A 17,125-nucleotide genomic window follows, 5' to 3' on the forward strand; every position below is an offset into this window, starting at 1 on the left:
GGGTAGTGTCAACTCTCGTTCATGAAATGGCCGCTGGCGCAACACTGCGACCAGACGAAAAGCGCGATCAGACGAAAAGCATGCTCGCAACGAAGACGAATGCCGCACTGACCATGAGAACGTTCAAAGAATACGTCAGTCTCACTAACTGGCCCTCCTTCGCGTTAACGATGAAAACATAGGGCGAAAGCGGGGCACCTCCAAGGAAATTCTGTGCTGCACTGCAACCTGCGTGAACGTCGCACGCGAAGCGGCTGCATATAGGGGTTTGATTTGACTTTGAAAAGCCTCATCATATTTTCTTCACGCCCGTCGCGTCCGGGTTAATGTTACGCCGCGATACGTGCCGTGAAAACACCGGAATCGGACAAGGCGGGCGGGATCGCGCCTCCCGGCATGCCGGCGTTAACCTTTCGATCCCGAACCTTTCGACCGCCAGTCTTTCGATCTCCGGCGGCGCAGGAGTCGGCCGTCGAGGATCGCGAGACCGGAGAGGATCAGGGCGAGGCCCAGGCCGTCGAGGGCTTCCAGCCGTTCCCCCAGAAAGACGGCACCGAGCAGGATGGCGCTCGGCGGCACCAGCAGCGTGACCAGCGAGGCATTGGTCGCGCCGGCGCCGGCGACGATGCGGAAGAAGAGGATATAGGCATAGGCAGTCGAGACCAGCGCCAGCGCCAGGATCGCGGCGATGACGCCGGCTTCCGGCACCGGCAGATGCCAGGGCTGGTCGAACGCCAGCGCGGCGGGCAGCATGATCAGCGTCGAGGCCGTCAATTGGCCCGCCGCCGTCACCGGAGCCGGAAGATCGCGGAAGGATCGGGCGTGGATCGCGGCGAAGCCGTAGGAAACGGCGCCCGCGACCGGCAGCAGCAGCGCCCAGGGCGCGACCGTGCCGAGGCCCGTGCCGATGACGCCGGGACCGACGAGCACCGCCGTTCCGACAAGGCCGAGCAGGCATCCCGCGATCTTGTTCGCGTTCATCTTCTCGTCGGTCGTCAGCGCCTGCGCGATCAACACCGTCCAGATCGGCGTCGTCGCGTTGAGGATGGCGGCGAGGCCGGCGCCGATCTGCGTCTGGCCGGCGAAGATCAGCGTGTGTGGAAGCGCGTTGTTGAGAAGGCCGAGCAGCAGGAACGGGCGCCAGCGTGCGGCGAGCGCCGCATAAAGCCCGAAGCGCCCGCGCAGATAAAGATGGAGCGCGACCGCCGCGAGCGAAAGGCGCAGGAACACCAGTGTGAGCGGCGGCACATGCTGCACGGCGACGCGGGCGAAGAAGAAGGAGCCGCCCCAGATCAGGCCGAGCAGCAGGATCATGCCCCAGAGCCGTGCCGTCATCGTGGTGCCGCCCGCCTGTCGCTCCGTCATCGCCCGCCACCCGCTGAGCGCGGGCGCTGCGGCGGGCTGTCGCAAAGCCGCACGCTCGTCGTCGCCGCGCTGTTTCCGCCGGAGCGTGAGCGCTCCGGCTAAGGATGACGTATCCCGTCGCGGTCGTGGCCGCCACCCGATTCCCGCAGGCGGCCGCGAAGATCAGAGCGCGTCGAGGACGGCGCGGGTCGCCCAGCCGTCCGCCGGCAGGCCGAGACGGAGCTGTTCCTTCTGCAGCGCGGCGCGCGTGCCGGAGCCGAGGATGCCGTCGATCTTGCCGACATCGTGGCCGAGCGCCTGCAGCCTGGTCTGCAGCGTCTTCATCTCCTCATCCGAGAGGCCGGGCTCGGGGTTGCCGGTCTGATAGACCGGCGCGCCGTTCAGCCGGGTGGCGAAATAGGCGGCCGACGTCGTGTAGATGAAGGACTGGTTCCATTCGAGATAGATGTTGAAGTTCGGATAGGTCATGAAGGCCACGCCCTTGAGGCCCTGCGGAATGACGACGGAGGCGGGAAGCGCGGAAAAGGACGTGTCGCCGTCCCGGGGGGCGACGCCGAGGGCGAACCAGTCGCCGGCCGTCATGCCGGGCTGGAGGCCGGTCTTCTCCCAGGGCAGGGCGTCCGGCAGCGTCACCTCCTGGATCCAGGGCTGGCCGGCCTTGAAGCCGAGGCTCTGGATGAATTTCGCCGCCGTCAGGATCGCGTCCGGCGCGCTGGTCTTCAACTGCACATGGCCGTCGCCGTCGCCGTCGACGCCATAGGCGATGATGTCCTCGGGCAACATCTGCACCTGGCCGATCTCGCCGGCCCATGCCCCCGTCGTCGTCGCCGGGTCGAGATCGCCGTGCTGGACCATCTCGATCGCGGCGATCAGCTGCGGCCGGAAAAGCTCGGGCCGGCGGCAGTCATGGGCGAGCGTCACCAGCGCGTTGCGCGTATTGAAGTCGCCCTGCACGGCGCCGAAGTCGGTCTCGAGCGCCCAGAAGGCGGTGACGACCGGCGCCGGCACGCCGAACTCGCGTTCCGCCCGCGCGAAGACGTCGGCATAGTCGCGCATCTTCTTGGCGCCGATGTCGAGGCGCGACTTGCTGACCGTCCTCTTGGAAAACTCCGCGAAGGTCTGCTTGAAGACCCCTTGCGCGCGGTCGCGCCCGAGCACCTTCTCGTCGATCCGCGCGCCGGCGAGCGCCCGCTCGGCGGCCTCCGCCGGAATGCCCTTCGCGATCGCCTCCGCCTTGACGCCCGCGAGGAAGGCCGAAAGGTCGCCGCCGCAGGCCGGCGTCTCCTGGGCGAAGGCGCCCGGGGCGGAGAGGGCGAGAAGGGCGAAAGGCAGGAGAAGAGGCCGCAATGCGGTGGTCATGTCACGTCCCTGTCGTCGGGCGGCCGCCGCGTGGTTCCCGCGGGCTGCGCCTGGTGGATGGATGGTCGGAATGTGGAAGGACGTGTTCCAGAGCAATATGACCGAATGAAGAAGGCGGCGGCCCCGTCGCTGCTTTCGGAGGCCCGACCCCGGCTATTTCGAAACGGCGGCCACCCACTTCTTCCAGTTCTTCGCCGTGCCGCCGAACACGTTGATGTCGGTGTTGCCCGGAATGCCCGGGATGACGCCGGTCGAGGTATACTGCCAGAAGGCCCAGCGCCGATCGGTGTAGATCTCGCGCGGATGCTTGGCGACCGAGCGGACCCAGAAATGATAGTCGTTGAACTGGCCGACCAGATTGTCGCGGTGGAAATCGACGGAGGTGTAGATGATCGGCCGCTTGCCGTAGTGCTTTTCGATGCGATCCATGAAGCGCTTCATTTCCGCCTGCACGGTGATCGGCGAGGGGCGGTAGCGGCAGTTCTTCGATTCGCCGTTCCACTCGACGTCGAGCACCGGCGGCAGGAACACCGCGCTTTTCGGCACATTGGCGATGAACCAGTCGGCCTGGTCGTCGGCGGTGGAGCAGAAATAGTAGAAGTGGTAGGGCGCGTAGGGGATGCCGACGGAGCGGGCGTTCTGCCAGTATTCGTGGAACCGCTTATCGAGCACGTCCTTGCCCTCGGTCGCCTTGATGAAGGCGAAGGAGACGCCGGAGCGGGCGACCTGGAGCCAGTTGATGTCGCCCTGCCACTTCGACACGTCGATGCCGTGCACCTGGTGGTGGTGCGGGGTGACGTCGCCGAAATCCTGCGGGTGGCGGTCCTCGAAGCGGGGGGGAATCGAGGCGGTTTCCACGAGATCGTAATCGGTCGTCGAGCAGCCGGAGACGAGCGCCAGAAGCGGCAAGAGGGCGAGAAGCAGGCGGCGCATACAATCCCCGTTCACTCGATACAACAATCCTGCCTCGTCTCGACGCCGGCGTCCAGCCCGTTCCCCGCGAGGTCTGCGAGCGGGCAGTTTCGCGGATCAGCGTTAAGATGGGGTTACGGCAGGGTGCCAGACCGGCACACAGGACTCACGCTGTCGTGATTCGGCACAAGGACGCGCGCGGGGCGCCGCCGCTCAGTGCGGGATCTGCTTCCGGCAGACTGCGACCAGCGCATAGCCACGCCCGACATCGGTGATCTCGACGGTCATGCCGTGGCGGGCGGCGGCGTCGCGGAGAACGGCCGGCAGGGTCTCACGCGGCGTGACGTGGAAGCGGCCGAGCCATCCCCGCAGCAACAGGCCGAAGGCGGAGGGAAGCCCCTCCTGCATGCCGAAATCGGCTATGTGCAGCGCTCCTCCGGGGCGGACGGCGCGAAGCGCGGTGTCGATCGCCTGCTGCCAGTCCGGGATCATCGACAGGGCATAGGAGACGACGACGCGGTCGAAGCCGTCCTCGCCGAAGGCGCCCGCCTCGAAATCCGTCGCGTCGGCGACCAGAAGACGGGCATCGGGCCGGCCGCTGCGTGCGAGCGACGCCCGCGCCGAGACCAGCATCTCGGCGGAGATGTCGAGGCCGAAGAGGCGCACGCCCGGATAGCGCCGCGCGATCCGCGCGAGATTGCGGCCGGTGCCGCAGCCGACCTCCAGGACGCTGGCGCCGGGCGGCGGTGCCAGCCCGGCGATCATCCGGTCCCGACCGAAGAGGTAGTATTTGCGCGTCACGTCGTAGATATGCCGCTGGTAGCGGTACATCCGGTCCATGCGGCCGGCATGGTCCCCGGCGGCCGGCGTCATGCGACCTTCCGGTAGATGTGGAAGCCGCCATAGATTGCCGAGCGGTCGCGCAGGCCGAGCGCCTTCGCCCGCTCGGCATCCGCCCGCCACTCGCCCGCGATCGCCGGCGACAGGCGTCCCTCGATCACGCTCTCCTCGGCCGCCGTGCGGAAGATCACCACGGCGTCGCGGTCCGCGGTGCGGGTGATCTCCGACCAGAGGTCGTTGAGCTGCCGGTCGCTCATCCAGTCCTGCGCGTCGAGCAGCACGTAGCGGTCGACGGACTGGGCCGGCTTGCGCGACAGAAGCGTGGTCATGCTCTCGTGCCAGACGTCGACATGGCGCGCATGGTCGCGGATGGTGCCGTGGCGATGCTGCTGCAGGTAGACCGGAAGCTCGCCCTCATGCGGCTGCGGATAGCGCCGGGCAAAGGCCTGCCAGGCGAAATAGTTTTCCTTGAGCGGAAAGTGGCAGGCGAGCTTCTCGAGCCGGTGGCGCAGCACGTCGGCGATGCCGCTGCCGTCGCCGCTTGCCGCCAGCGCGTCATATTGCTGCGGCGGAATGCCGAGGCCGAACAGCGATCCCTTCCGACGGGTCAGGAAGCGGATCAGCGGCCATTCGAACAGCGGCGCGAGCCGCTCGTCGAAGAACTGGCGCTGTTCGCGCATCGAGCGGCAGGCGACGATTTCACGCGGATCGACGCCGTGCAGCCGGGCAACGAGATGGCCGAGGCCGATGAAGCGGCCGAGCAGGCCGGTGCGGTAGAGGTTGCGGTTGAAGACGCTGACACGGCGGCGTCCGTCAAGGCCGCGCCCGCTCCAGTAGGTCCGTGTCGGGCGGTCGAGGTTCGGCGCGATGAAGAGGTCGTAGGCGCGCATGTTGGTCACCAGCCCGTCCCGGGCGAGGAAGCGGACGACATCGGCGTGGCCGGGCAGGTGGCGGAAGGCGGCGAGCTTCAGCCGGTTCAGCGCCACATGGTGCGGGTTGAGGTCGACGACGTCGACATGGGCCGGCGCCATCGACAGATAGGCGAGCATGTTGCAGCCGCCCGAACCGATCGCGGCGATGCGGTGGCCGGCCTTGAGCTCCATCGCCGCGATGTCGACGGCCGGATCCTCCCAGATCTGCGGATAGACGAGGCCCGAGAAGAGCAGCCCGAACAGGCGCTCCGACAGGCCGGCGGCGGACAGCGCCCTGTGCTGGAGAAGCGCGGCGCCGAGCTTTCGGTTCTTCTTGCCGTATCCGGCATCCGGGGCGAGTTCTGTCATCGGGCAAACCCTGATCGCTGTGGGAATGCGCCGCTTTTAAGGTTACCGCACAACAATTTGATGACGCCGGCCGAGGACCCGCGGGGCTTCATGCTTTATTGATGAATTGCTGATCCTATCGATGCGTGTTCGACCATGATCCTCCCGGTTTCGAACCCCGCTCACTGTCAGGTTTAACATGATGTTAACACCGTTCCTGCCCCGTTCGGAGCAGCGCTATGCCCTGGTTGGCGCCGTCGTGGGCGCGCTTCTTCCCGCGCTGTGCCTGGCGCTCGGTCCGGCGCTGATCGGCGGCGATCTCGCCACGAGCTTCTCGAAGGCCGCGTCCTGCCTCGTGATCGCCTTGCCGATTGTCTCGGCCTGTGTGTTCTACCGGTTCGGCCGTGCGCGGGCGGGCCTCATCGACGCGTTGCAGATGCGCGACCTGCTCGAGGCCGGGTTGATCCGCGAGGCGCGGCGGGACCAGTTGACCGGTCTTGCCAATCGCTTCGCGCTGGAACAGGCCGTGCGCGACCTTGCCCCCACGGTCGCCGCCGGGCAGGCGAGACCGGCATTGCTGCTCGTCGACCTCGACCGCTTCAAGGTCGTCAACGACACGATGGGCCATGACGCCGGCGATGCCCTGCTCGACGCGTTCAGCGGGCGGCTTTCCGGCGCGCTTGCGGGCGCGGCAGCGCTCTACCGTCTCGGCGGCGACGAATTCGTCCTTCTCGTCCCCGGCGCGCCGTCCGAGGGCAAGGTGGAAGACGTCTGCCGCACGGTGAAGGTGCTGCTCGACCGGCCCTTCGCTCTGCCCGCGGGGCCCTATCTCGCCAGCGTCAGCATCGGCGTGACCTTCTTCGAGACGGAGGACGCCTCGCTCGCCTCTGTGCTGAAACGGGCCGACCTCGCCCTTTACAAGGCGAAGGAGACCGCGCTCTGCAGCCATGCCTTCCATACGCCCGACCTGACCATCGCGGCGTCAGCGCGCCTCGCGCTCGAGACCGACATCGCGCGGGCGATCGCGCAGGACGAGTTCTTCCTCGAATACCAGCCGATCGTCGGCGTCGAGAGCGGCACGGTGCGGTCGTTCGAGGCGCTGTTGCGCTGGCGCCATCCCGAGCGCGGGCTGATCGCGCCGGACGCCTTTATCCCCACGGCCGAGCGCTCCGGCCTCATCCTGCCGCTCGGCAACTGGGTCGTGCGGGCCGCCTGCCTCGAGGCGTCGCGCTGGCCGGCACCGACGGGCGTCGCCGTGAACGTCTCCGGCGACCAGTTCAAGGACCGCAGTTTCGTTTCCTTCGTCAGATCCTGCCTCGTCGAGAGCGGCCTGTCGCCGGCGCGGCTGACGATCGAGGTGACGGAATCGATCTTCACTGTCGATCCGGAGATCGTGTGCCTGAGCCTTGCAGAACTGCGCGGCTTCGGCGTGCGCGTCGCGCTCGACGATTTCGGCGCAGGCTTCTCCTCGATCAGCAATCTCCGGCGCTTTCCGCTCGATCACCTGAAGATCGACCGGTCGTTCACGCAGGCGATGCTGGCCAGCAAGCGCGATGCGGAACTCGTCGACATCATCCTGAAACTCGGCAACACGTTCCAGATCCCGACGACGGTGGAAGGGGTGGAGACCGAGAGCCAGCTCGATTTCATCCGCAGCCTCGGCGCGGCGCAGGCACAGGGCTACCTCATCTCGCGGCCCGTTCCGGCAGGCGAGGTGCCGGCACTGCTCGCGCGCGTCAACGCGCCGAAGGCGCTCGCCCTGTCCGCATGACGCGGGTGTCACGGCTTCGCCTATACGGGAAATCAGGACGTCTTGTCCGGTGAATGGCTGCGAGCGGCGGAAGCTTTGCGCGTCAGCGCATGTCGAGTTCGTCGAGCAGGCCCTTGCGCTTGGCATGGTAGTAATAGCCGCTGGCGTAAAGCTTCACCGCATGGTCGTTGCGGTTCTCGGCCACGACCCAGGCGCCGCGCAGGTATTTCGTCGCGTATTTCAGATTGGTCTCGGCGTCGAACAGTCCTTCCGCCGGGCCGGTATAGCCGAGGCCGCGCGCCGTGTTGTAGCGGATCTGCATCAGCCCGTAATTGCCGCTGTTGTAGGCGCGCGGATTGTACCCGCTCTCGCGCTTGACGACGCGATGCACGAGGTCGAGCGGCAGGCCGTTCAGCTTGGCATATTGTTCGATCAGGCGGTCGAGATCCGGCCGCGCGCTCTTCGGCGCGGGGCGCAGCGCGTCGACCGCCGACGTGATCGGCGCCGTCAGCGAGGCGACGATCGCCTGTGTGCGCGGCTTCGGTACGGGAACGATCAGCCGTTCGGCGACGATGGTCTCAAGGCCGACCGGCTTGCCATTGTCGAAATCCGACTCCATGGCGGCGACGATCACTTCCTCGCCGATGACCGGTCGGGCAGTGGCTTCGGCGGCGGGCTGGACGAGGGCGCGGCCAGTCTTCGCCGTCGTCATGACCGGCTGCGAGGCCGCCACGGCGGCCGGTGCTGCTCCGGCCGGCTGGGCCGTCGCAGGCTCGGCGGACGCTTCGATTTTTTGGGGGGCGGTCTCCGCCGGCTGCATCATCGCCTGTTCCGTCGCAAGGGCGGCGGCGGCGCTGACGGTGGCATCGGGCTTCGGCAGGGCATAGGCGGTCAATTCGGTGCCGGGCTTGGCGATCGGGGTGACGGCTGTCGCGGCGATTTCCGTATCGGCGGTCGCCGTCCCGGACGGGGCCGGCGCGGGTGTGACGGTCTTGACGGCGGACAGTTCGTCGGCGGGCATGCGCTCGACGCTCGAGCATCCGGTGACAAGGGCCGTCGAGCCGAGAAAGATCACCGTGAGTGCCCGTTTGGAGCCGAGAAATCCGCGAAGCGCCATGCCGCTGCCTTCATGTTTCAGGGCTTGCGCGCCCGCATCATCCGGCGGCGATGCGCCACCCTTTCGCCAAATGATTAACGCATGGCCCTGGTCTCCGCAAGCTGGCGACGGATTTTCACCCTCGCCAGTCCTGGGGAGGGCTCATGCCGCACGCCTGAGGCCGGCGGTCAGGACACCCGCGCCGATCAGCAGCGAGCCGCCGGCGCGATTGATAAACCGTCGGATTCCGGGCTTTCGGATCGCGCCTGCGGCGGCCGACGCCATCATCGCATAGGCAGTCGCATTGAGCGTGGCGAGCACGAGGAAGGTCGTCTCGAACACCAGCATCTGGGGCAGGAGCGGGGTGTGCGGCGTCAGGAATTGTGGCAGGAATGCGACGAAAAACACGATGCTCTTCGGGTTCAGCGCCGTGACCGCGAAAGTGTGGAGGAAGATGCGCGACGGACGCTCGCGCGGCAAGGCGACCTCGGGGGTGTCGACGGGCGCGGGCGAGGGCGGAACGGGTGCCCGCCACAGCTTGATCCCGAGCCAGACGAGATAGGCGCCTCCCACCCATTTGAGAAGCGTGAACAGCATCGCCGAGGTCGAGAGAAGCGCGCCGAGCCCCAGCATCGATGCCGTCATCGCGGTGAAATCGCCGAGCGCGACGCCGGCGACCGTCGCGCCCGCGACCTTCCGGCCATGGCCGAGCGCGTAGGAGACGACGAGCAGGATGGTGGGGCCGGGAATGGCGAGCAGGACGGCGGATGCGGCGGCGAAAGCCAGCCAGTGCTCGAACGACATGCATGTCTCCCTGAACCAACGGTTCGCGGAGCAAGCCACGGACGTCACCCAAGGTCAAGACGGCGTCCCGGCGGGCCGGGACGCTCTTTGGACGGCGATGGCAGCCTTTGCCAGACCGGCTCTCGTCAGGCCGCAGGCTTCCAGCCCTGGCCGATCGCGTCCATCACCTCGGCGAACCAGGGCGCCGACGTGTCGAAATGCTTGCCGCCGCGGATGCGCGGGAATTCGATCGTGCGCAGGCGGCCGCCCTTGTCCTCGTCATGGCCGGTGACGCCGGAAACCTTGTTGAGGCCACTTTCGACGGCGAGATCGACCATGCTCTGGATGAGGCGCAGGTCGTCGCGGTTCGCCGGCGCGGAGCGGGCATAGTATCCGGACTTCTGCACCATGGAGCGTTCCGCCCCGAGAAGGGCGGCGAACTGTTTCGAGAACCAGCTGCCGACATTGATCGTGTCGATCTTGACATGGCCGAAGGCGTCGCGCTTGACCGTCTCGCCCGCCGCTTCCCGCTCTGCGACGATCGCGTCGAGGCAGGCGCCCTCGCTGACGAAGAGCGTGACGAAGCCGGTGCGGTCCATCACACCGCGCAGACGCTCGGCTTCCGCCTCGAGGTCGAAGGCGGTCTCGGGAAGGTAGAGCCCGTCGATGTTCTTCAGCTGCGCATTCATCATGAAGCCGTCGACGAATTCGGTCGTCTCGGTCATGCGGATATAGGCGCGCGCCGTCGCCGCCGTCAGCCAGCCGGAATGCCGTCCCATCACCTCGTGGATGACGATCGTGCGCGGCGCCGCGCTCTGCTCGTTGCTGACATGGTCGAAGAAGCGCGCGCCGTATTCCGCCGCCGTCCAGGCGCCGAGCGTCTGGCGGATCGGCACGACGTCGTTGTCGACGGTCTTCGGCAGGCCGACGACGGTGAGGTCGTAGCCGTTGGCGCCGAGATAGGCGGCAAGGTCGGCGGCCGTCGTGTTGGTGTCGTCGCCGCCGATCGTGTGGAGGATGGTGATGCCGTCGGAGGCCAGCCGCTCGGCGGCGACGCGCAGCGGATTCTCGCCCTCCTTGACGAGGCCGCGCTTGACGCAATCGTTGACGTTGGTGAGCTTCACCCGGCTGTTGCCGATCGGCGATCCGCCGTGACGGTGGAGAACGGCCGCGCGCTCGCGCATCGCCGGCGTGATGTCGATGCGGTCGCCGAGAAGCAGGCCCTGATAGCCGGAGCGGTAGGCGACGAGCTCGATGTCGGGCGCAATGTCGGTGTAGCGCTCGATCAGGCCGCCGACGGCGGATGACAGGCAGGGGGCGAGCCCGCCGGCTGTCAGCATCGCGACTTTCTGTCTGGGCATGGATCCTCCTCGGGAAGGGCTTCGGTGGGGTCGCGGCCTGTCTAGCGCAAGTTTCCCACGAAGCAAATGACGGAAACGGCGACGCGCCCGCGGCATCCGGTTCGCCTCCGCCGCCGCCATGGCACTTTTCGGGCGTCACCGCGTTTGGCTGTCTCGGGTTTGATTGGACAGGGCACCACATTCGTGACACAATAGTGAGGTGCCATCATAATTACATCCTGGTCATCTTCGCCGCGGCCGCTTGCCAAACCCGCCGTTGTCTGGTGAACCTTTTCCTGCCGCTTCTTCTGAAGAAAGAACCGCCTCCATGTCGTTCTGGGATCGCATTCTTGGTGTCGTCACCTCTGCCGCGAACGCGCTTTCGGGCGTGGTCGAGGCGGTGCGGACCCTGTTCGAGGGCGATCCCGAGACGCGCCGCAACGTTGCCTTCTCCGTGGCGATGATCGCGCTGTCGGCGAAGATGGCCAAGGCCGACGGCGTCGTCACCGAAAGCGAGGTGGCGGCGTTCCGGGACATCTTCAAGTTTCCCGACGACCAGGCAAAGAACGTCGCGCGGCTCTACAACCTCGCGCGCCAGGACGTCGCGGGATACGAGGCCTATGCCGAGAAGATGGCCGGGCTCTGCGCCTCCTGCGAGGACAACTGCCCGATCCTCGAGGACATCATCGACGGGCTTTTCCACATCGCCAAGTCCGACGGCGCCGTGCACGAGAAGGAGATGGCCTTCCTGAGGCGGGTCGCCGAGATCTTCCGCATGGAGGAGCGCGTCTTCCAGCGCATTATGGCGCGCCACGTCTTCATCGAGGGTGTCGATCCCTACAAGGTGCTCGGCGTCTCCCCCGGCGACGACTTCCCGACGATCCGCCGCCGCTACCGCCTGCTCGTCTCCGAGCATCACCCGGACCGTCTGGTGGCGCGCGGTGTGCCGCAGGAGTTCCATGCCATCGCCACCGACCGCATGGCGGCGCTGAACGCCGCCTACGAGGCGATCGAGAAGGAACGCCGGGCCGCATGACGGAACCGGCTCCCTTTCAAGCCGATCACGCCGAAGCCCTCGTGTCGCCCTCGCCGAATCACGGCGAGCGGAAAGAAGCGCGGACGCCGGACATGATCCTCCTGCACTACACCGGGATGGAGACGGCTGAGGCCGCGCTCACCTGGCTGCGCAATCCGGCAAGCGAGGTGTCGAGCCACTATTTCGTCCATGAGGACGGGCGGATCGAGCAGCTCGTGCCGGAATCGCGCCGCGCCTGGCATGCGGGACGCAGCCTCTGGAAGGGCGACGCCGACATCAATTCCGCCTCCATCGGCATCGAGATCGCCAATTCCGGTCATCCCGGCGGCCTGCCTGCCTTTCCCGGAGCGCAGATCGACGCAGTGATCGCGCTGTGCCGTGATTGCGCGGCCCGCTGGCGCATCGCGCCGGAGCGGGTGCTCGGCCACAGCGACGTGGCGCCGGGGCGCAAGGTCGATCCCGGCGAGGCCTTTCCATGGGAGCGCCTGCATGCCGCCGGCGTCGGCCATCTGGTGCCCAGCCAGCCGGTTTCGGGCGGCCGTTTCCTGCAGCGCGGCGACGAGGGCCAGCCCGTCGAGGCGCTGCAGGCGATGCTGGCGCTCTACGGCTACGGCATCGAGGTGACGGGCGAATACTGCGCCTTCACCGAAGGCGTGGTCGCGGCCTTCCAGCGCCATTTCCGCCGCGAGAGGGTCGACGGCATCGCCGATGCCTCGACGATCGCGACATTGCACCGGCTTCTCTCGGCGCTGCCGGCCTATGCGGGATGACCGTGCTTCGATGCGTCCGCGCGGCGTCCTCCGGATGTGGAGCCCGCGCTCGACGGTTTGCGTTGCGTTTCTTGTGCGGTAAGAAGCCGTCAAGGCATCCTGCCGCAATGCGGAGGCCTTTTCGTGACGTCAGAAGCCCGCCATAGCGCAGCGGGAAGCAGCAGGTGAATGGAATGCAGGCCATCGTTTCCTTCCTCGCGGGACTGACCCGTCGGTTCAGGCTGCGCGTGCTGGAGAAGAAGGTCCGCCTCTTTCGCCAGCGCAACGGCATCCGCGACCGTGCCGGCCATGGCCGGCTGATCGAGGAGATCGACGCCGCGATCCAGAGGTCTCCAAGGGACCGCAAAGCGCTTCTCCTGATGAAGTCGGAGCTTCACCAGGGCGCCGGCCAGTTCGTCGAAGCCTTCGATCTCGCCCATCAGGCCTTCAGGATCGATCCCGCACATGCCCGCGACGTCTTTCAACGCGTGCTGAAGATCGTCACCGCCCTCTCCAACGCCAAGACCGGATGGGGGGCCGTGGCCTTCGACGAAAAGCGCGGCCATTCCAGCTTGCAGGATTTCCTCCGGTCCATCGGTCCGCGGATCGAGGCGATGCGCAAGGCGGCGCCGGGCGATCCGGTGCTGCGCAACGCGCGCCGCAGCCGGCTGGCGCAGATGGGCGATCTCGATCAGCTCGTCGCGTTCGACGAGCGCAATCTCGAAAGACGCCGCACCCCTGAATTCATGGCGAATCTGATCGATTCCTGCCTCAAGTCCTACGCCAAGACGAAATCGCTCGACCCGCTCGCCCGCGCCCTGGACGTGGCCGAGGTGCTGGGTCGACGCACGGTGATCCAGCCGAGGCATGTCGGCCAGGGCCTGCTCGCCGCCGCCGTCGCCTCGCAGAACGGGGTGATCGGCGCGATCAGCGCGCGGCGCGGCAGGCCGCCGGCGCGGCTCGACGCGCTGTATGCGACCCTTCCCGGGCTCATCGCCTGCCGTGCCGTCGAGGTGCAGAAGCCATTGTGGACCATGGTCTACGAGGGCGACGAGGCGCTGAAGCGCCGCGCCGTCGCCGACCGGCTGGCCTCGCCCGAGCTTTCCATCCTGAAGCTCGGCGATTCCGTCCGCGCGGCGCTGATCAAGGCGTCGATGACGCGCCATTTCTGGACGCCGGACGGCCGGCGCGAGGTCGTCGATACGCTTTCCGCGTCGCTGCCGAAGCGCGGCGGCACTGCGCCGCAGAGGCTGGCGCGGGCGTCGCTTTTCGCCCAGGGCGGGCATTGGGAGGAAGCGGCTGCGGAACTGCGCGCCGCGGAGACGGAGCGCGGCTGGACGCCGGCCTTCGACGTTCTCCTGTCCGGGCGCCACTCCTTCCTGCCGGAGGCGTTGCGAACCGCGCCGGTCTTCGACGAAGCGGCCTCGCCCTTCGGCGACGGGGCCGTCGCCCTGGAGCTTCACGGCGCGACGAAGGGTATCGGGGACGGGCCGACCCTGCTTGCCTGCGCCGATCCGAAATATTTCGCCCGCTTCGCCGACACCTATCTGCGGACGCTGCGCCGCCAGGGCTGCCGGCTGCCGGTGCATTTCCACATCGTCAATCCCACCCCGCAGACCTTTGCGCTGCACGAGACGCTGGCAAGGGAGTTCGGCGCGCTGTCGCTGTCGGTCGAGCGGCTGGAGGTAAAGAAGACCACCTATTACGCCTGTGTGCGCTTCCTGCGCGCGCCGGCCTTCCTGTCGATGCTCGGCACCGACATCCTGCTGTCCGACATCGACACGCGCTTTTCGCGCGATCCGATGCCCTTCTTCGCCGATGGGCGCGTCAAGGCCGCCGATGCGGTGCTGCGCTACTACGACAAGATGCGGGTGACGGTCGCCGTCGACCGGAACGAACTCTGCTACCGCTATCCGCGCATCCTGCCGTGGCACCATGTCAACGCCGCCTGCCTCCTGCTGAAGAACACGGCCGGCGGCCGGCGGATGGCCGAGCTTATCCGCGCGGAGATGGCGCGCCATCTCGATGCCGTCATGGCCCGGCCGGGGTCGGGCTGGTGGGCGGACCAGAATGCGCTGCTGGCCGTCTATCTGACCGCGCGGCGCGAGCATCCCGAAATCCGCATCGCCAATGTCGAGGAGGTCGGCATGCCCTTTGGCGCCTTCGCCCCGGCCGCGAGCGCCGAGGCCGCCGCCCCGCTCGGCGAGAACCTGGCGATCTTCGGCGGGCCTGGCACCTGAGGCGGAACGCCGCCCGGTGACGATTTTGCCGCGCGGGTGCTGGTCATCCGGTCGATCCTCGTTTAAGGGCTGCCTCGCCAGTTGGCCGGGCAGCCGCGCTCCGCAACGGCCGAAAGGCCGCGGGGTGAGGAAAGTCCGGGCTCCACGGAAACACGGTGCCGGATAACGTCCGGCGGGGGCGACCCCAGGGAAAGTGCCACAGAAAGCAGACCGCCCCGTCCTCGTCCGCAGGGACGACCGGGGTCAGGGTGAAAGGGTGGGGTAAGAGCCCACCGCGTCGATGGCGACATGGACGGCAGGGCAAACCCCACCGGGAGCAAGACCGAATAGGGATGACGCGGCGCGGCGAAAGCCCCGCCAGCCGGTTTCCGGGCCAGTCATCCGGGTGGGTTGCATGAGGCGTCGCGCAAGCGCCGTCCCAGATGAATGGCTGCCACGTTCCGCTGTCCGACGAGGGCATCGGGGCCATACAGAACCCGGCTTACAGGCCAACTGGCGTTTCTTTTCTGCTGCAATGCACAATGTTTTTTCAAGGCCTGCCTATCCCGTTGTTTTCCGGGACTTTCGACGATCGCGCCGCACAGGGGCGCATTGTTTCATGAAATCTCAATCATTTTGTTTTCCAGTGGCTTGCCGGCTTTCGTTAAGGTTTTGTTAAACTTAACGGCTTATCAATATCCGGGCAGGCCCGGGGATTGCGCCGGCCAAATCCCATTGACGCCCATATGGTCCCATGTTATCCCAATCATGCAATGCACAAGGGCACTTAGCGGCCCGTCCATCGCAAGTCTCCGGAGATCGCCTTGGGGATTCTGGAGCCGGGAACGAGGGTGCCCGGTGGTGGCGCATTGCGTCTGATATGGGAAGGATGCGCCGGCCAGGGTTGGGGGTCGGCCAGGAGAGGGCGGCCGTTTCGCGTCATGAACCGCTTTCTGTCCCATGCGGTGAACAGGATCGACGCGAAAGGCCGGGTTTCCGTCCCGTCCCTTTTCCGTTCGGTTCTTTCGGCGCGCAACGTCCGGGAGCTCTACTGCTTCCAGGATTTCGTCTTTCCGGCGGTCAGCGCCGGCGGCCCGGAGCTTCTGGACCGTTTCGAGGGACAGACGAACGGCGGAGATCCTTTCTCGCCGGACGCCAACCGGATGTCGCTCCTCATTCACGGGGGCGGGGTCTTCATGAAGCTCGACCCAGAGGGCCGGCTGATGGTGACGGACTTCATCCGTTCCTTTACCGGCATCACGACGGATGTGATGTTCGTCGGGCGGTCGGACTATTTTCAACTCTGGGAGCCGGCGGCCTTCCAGGAGATGCAGGCGGCTGCCCGCGCGCAAGTGAGGGACCGCGGCCTGACCTAGATCGGAGAGACGGGATGGTGGCGGATCGCGGCGAGGCGCAGGCTGAAGCCGATGGCGGACCGGTCCGCCACATCCCGGTTCTTCTGAACGAGGTCGTCGCGGTTCTCAACACGGGACCCGGCAAGACCATCCTCGACGGCACCTTCGGCGCAGGCGGTTATTCGGGAGCCCTGCTCGACGCCGGCGCGACCGTCGTCGCGCTCGACCGCGACCCCTCGGCGATCGCCGGCGGCGCGCCGCTGGTAGCGGCGTCGGCGGGGCGCCTTTCCCTCGTCCATGCGCGGTTTTCCGATCTTGCGGCACAGGCGCCGGCCGGCGGCCTCGACGGCGTCGTGCTCGACATCGGCGTCTCCTCGATGCAGATCGACGAGGCCGAGCGCGGCTTTTCCTTCCAGAAGGACGGGCCGCTCGACATGCGCATGTCCTCGGCCGGCGTTTCTGCGGCGGACGTCGTCAATCGCGCCAAGACCGGCGACCTCATCCGCATCTTCGGTTTCCTCGGCGAGGAGCGCCAGGCGGGCCGCATCGCGCGTGCGATCGAGAAGCGCCGCGCGGAAAAACCCTTCGCCACCACCCGCGACCTCGCCAACCTGATCGAGACGGTGACGCCGCGCAAGGCGACCGACCGCATCCATCCGGCGACGCGCGTCTTCCAGGCGCTGCGCATCTTCGTCAACGACGAGCTCGGCGAACTGGCGGCGGCGCTCTTTGCCGCCGAGCGCGTGCTGAAGCCCGGCGGCGTGCTCGCCGTCGTCACCTTCCATTCGCTGGAGGACCGCATCGTCAAGACCTTCTTCCAGGACCGCTCCGGAAAGGCCTCGGGATCGCGCCACCTGCCGGTCGTCCATCAGCGGGCCGCAACCTTCGCGCCAGCCGGGAAGGCGATGATCACCGCCACCGAGGACGAATCAGCCCGCAATCCGCGTGCGCGCTCGGCGAAGCTCAGGGCCGGCCTGCGCACCGCCGCGCCCTTCGAGGCAGATGACCTGTCGATCTTCGATTTGCCCGATCTTGCAACGCTCGGAAAACTGGGAGGCTGAA

14 protein-coding genes and 1 other RNA gene are annotated in these 17,125 nt (G+C 67.1%); 7 read left to right on the forward strand and 8 right to left on the reverse strand.

Annotation, left to right across the window (positions count from 1 at the left end; translation table 11 throughout):
* Window positions 1-405: 405 nt before the first annotated feature.
* The 5 genes from ACEVQ6_RS06520 to ACEVQ6_RS06540 form a co-directional block, all read right to left on the reverse strand.
* The gene (locus ACEVQ6_RS06520; RefSeq protein ID WP_374888112.1) at window positions 406-1,365 is read right to left on the reverse strand and encodes a DMT family transporter; all 960 of its coding nucleotides are present in this window, start codon (window positions 1,363-1,365) and stop codon (window positions 406-408) included.
* A 162-nt stretch (window positions 1,366-1,527) separates the two neighbouring features.
* Window positions 1,528-2,724, reverse strand: a complete 1,197-nt coding sequence (locus ACEVQ6_RS06525; RefSeq protein WP_374888113.1) for a lytic murein transglycosylase — start codon at window positions 2,722-2,724, stop codon at window positions 1,528-1,530.
* A 153-nt stretch (window positions 2,725-2,877) separates the two neighbouring features.
* Window positions 2,878-3,657: a glycoside hydrolase family 25 protein gene (locus tag ACEVQ6_RS06530; RefSeq protein ID WP_374888114.1), complete on the reverse strand. Its 780-nt coding sequence runs from the start codon at window positions 3,655-3,657 to the stop codon at window positions 2,878-2,880.
* 192 nt (window positions 3,658-3,849) lie between these two features.
* Window positions 3,850-4,509 carry a class I SAM-dependent methyltransferase gene (locus ACEVQ6_RS06535; protein ID WP_374888115.1) on the reverse strand — a complete coding sequence of 220 codons (660 nt, stop codon included), beginning with the start codon at window positions 4,507-4,509 and terminating at the stop codon, window positions 3,850-3,852.
* Entirely contained in the window at window positions 4,506-5,756 is a 1,251-nt protein-coding gene (locus tag ACEVQ6_RS06540) for a DUF3419 family protein (RefSeq protein WP_374888116.1), read from the reverse strand. The genes ACEVQ6_RS06535 and ACEVQ6_RS06540 overlap by 4 nt, the downstream gene beginning before the upstream one ends.
* Window positions 5,757-5,934: 178 nt before the next feature.
* On the opposite strand from ACEVQ6_RS06540, the gene ACEVQ6_RS06545 reads away from it, so the two are divergent.
* A complete protein-coding gene (locus ACEVQ6_RS06545) occupies window positions 5,935-7,506 on the forward strand; it encodes a putative bifunctional diguanylate cyclase/phosphodiesterase (protein WP_374888117.1) in 1,572 nt (523 codons plus the stop codon).
* Window positions 7,507-7,588: 82 nt separating this feature from the next.
* On the opposite strand, the gene ACEVQ6_RS06550 is transcribed toward ACEVQ6_RS06545, so the two are convergent.
* The 3 genes from ACEVQ6_RS06550 to ACEVQ6_RS06560 form a co-directional block, all read right to left on the reverse strand.
* On the reverse strand, window positions 7,589-8,602 hold the full coding sequence (locus tag ACEVQ6_RS06550; RefSeq protein WP_374888118.1) for a transglycosylase SLT domain-containing protein: 1,014 nt from the start codon (window positions 8,600-8,602) through the stop codon (window positions 7,589-7,591).
* A 141-nt stretch (window positions 8,603-8,743) separates the two neighbouring features.
* Entirely contained in the window at window positions 8,744-9,385 is a 642-nt protein-coding gene (locus ACEVQ6_RS06555; protein ID WP_374888119.1) for a LysE family translocator, read from the reverse strand.
* 125 nt (window positions 9,386-9,510) lie between these two features.
* Window positions 9,511-10,725, reverse strand: a complete 1,215-nt coding sequence (locus ACEVQ6_RS06560; RefSeq protein WP_374888120.1) for a pyrophosphate--fructose-6-phosphate 1-phosphotransferase — start codon at window positions 10,723-10,725, stop codon at window positions 9,511-9,513.
* Window positions 10,726-11,032: 307 nt separating this feature from the next.
* Here ACEVQ6_RS06560 and ACEVQ6_RS06565 point away from each other — a divergent pair, with 307 nt between their 5' ends.
* The 6 genes from ACEVQ6_RS06565 to rsmH all read left to right on the forward strand — a co-directional run bounded on the left by ACEVQ6_RS06565 (window position 11,033) and on the right by rsmH (window position 17,124).
* Window positions 11,033-11,740 carry a TerB family tellurite resistance protein gene (locus ACEVQ6_RS06565; RefSeq protein ID WP_374888121.1) on the forward strand — a complete coding sequence of 236 codons (708 nt, stop codon included), beginning with the start codon at window positions 11,033-11,035 and terminating at the stop codon, window positions 11,738-11,740.
* Complete coding sequence (locus ACEVQ6_RS06570; protein WP_374888122.1) at window positions 11,737-12,510, forward strand: N-acetylmuramoyl-L-alanine amidase; 774 nt, start codon at window positions 11,737-11,739, stop codon at window positions 12,508-12,510. Before ACEVQ6_RS06565 ends, ACEVQ6_RS06570 begins: the two co-directional genes overlap by 4 nt.
* Window positions 12,511-12,683: 173 nt before the next feature.
* Complete coding sequence (locus ACEVQ6_RS06575) at window positions 12,684-14,729, forward strand: hypothetical protein (protein ID WP_374888123.1); 2,046 nt, start codon at window positions 12,684-12,686, stop codon at window positions 14,727-14,729.
* A 77-nt stretch (window positions 14,730-14,806) separates the two neighbouring features.
* An RNA gene (gene rnpB / locus ACEVQ6_RS06580) (RNase P RNA component class A) lies at window positions 14,807-15,229 on the forward strand.
* A 420-nt stretch (window positions 15,230-15,649) separates the two neighbouring features.
* On the forward strand, window positions 15,650-16,084 hold the full coding sequence (gene mraZ / locus ACEVQ6_RS06585; RefSeq protein ID WP_374888124.1) for a division/cell wall cluster transcriptional repressor MraZ: 435 nt from the start codon (window positions 15,650-15,652) through the stop codon (window positions 16,082-16,084).
* Window positions 16,085-16,098: 14 nt separating this feature from the next.
* On the forward strand, window positions 16,099-17,124 hold the full coding sequence (rsmH, locus tag ACEVQ6_RS06590) for a 16S rRNA (cytosine(1402)-N(4))-methyltransferase RsmH (RefSeq protein WP_374888125.1): 1,026 nt from the start codon (window positions 16,099-16,101) through the stop codon (window positions 17,122-17,124).
* Window position 17,125: the final 1 nt, after the last annotated feature.

The sequence above is a fragment of the Ensifer soli genome (assembly GCF_041928815.1).
Lineage (GTDB): Bacteria > Pseudomonadota > Alphaproteobacteria > Rhizobiales > Rhizobiaceae > JBHFEI01.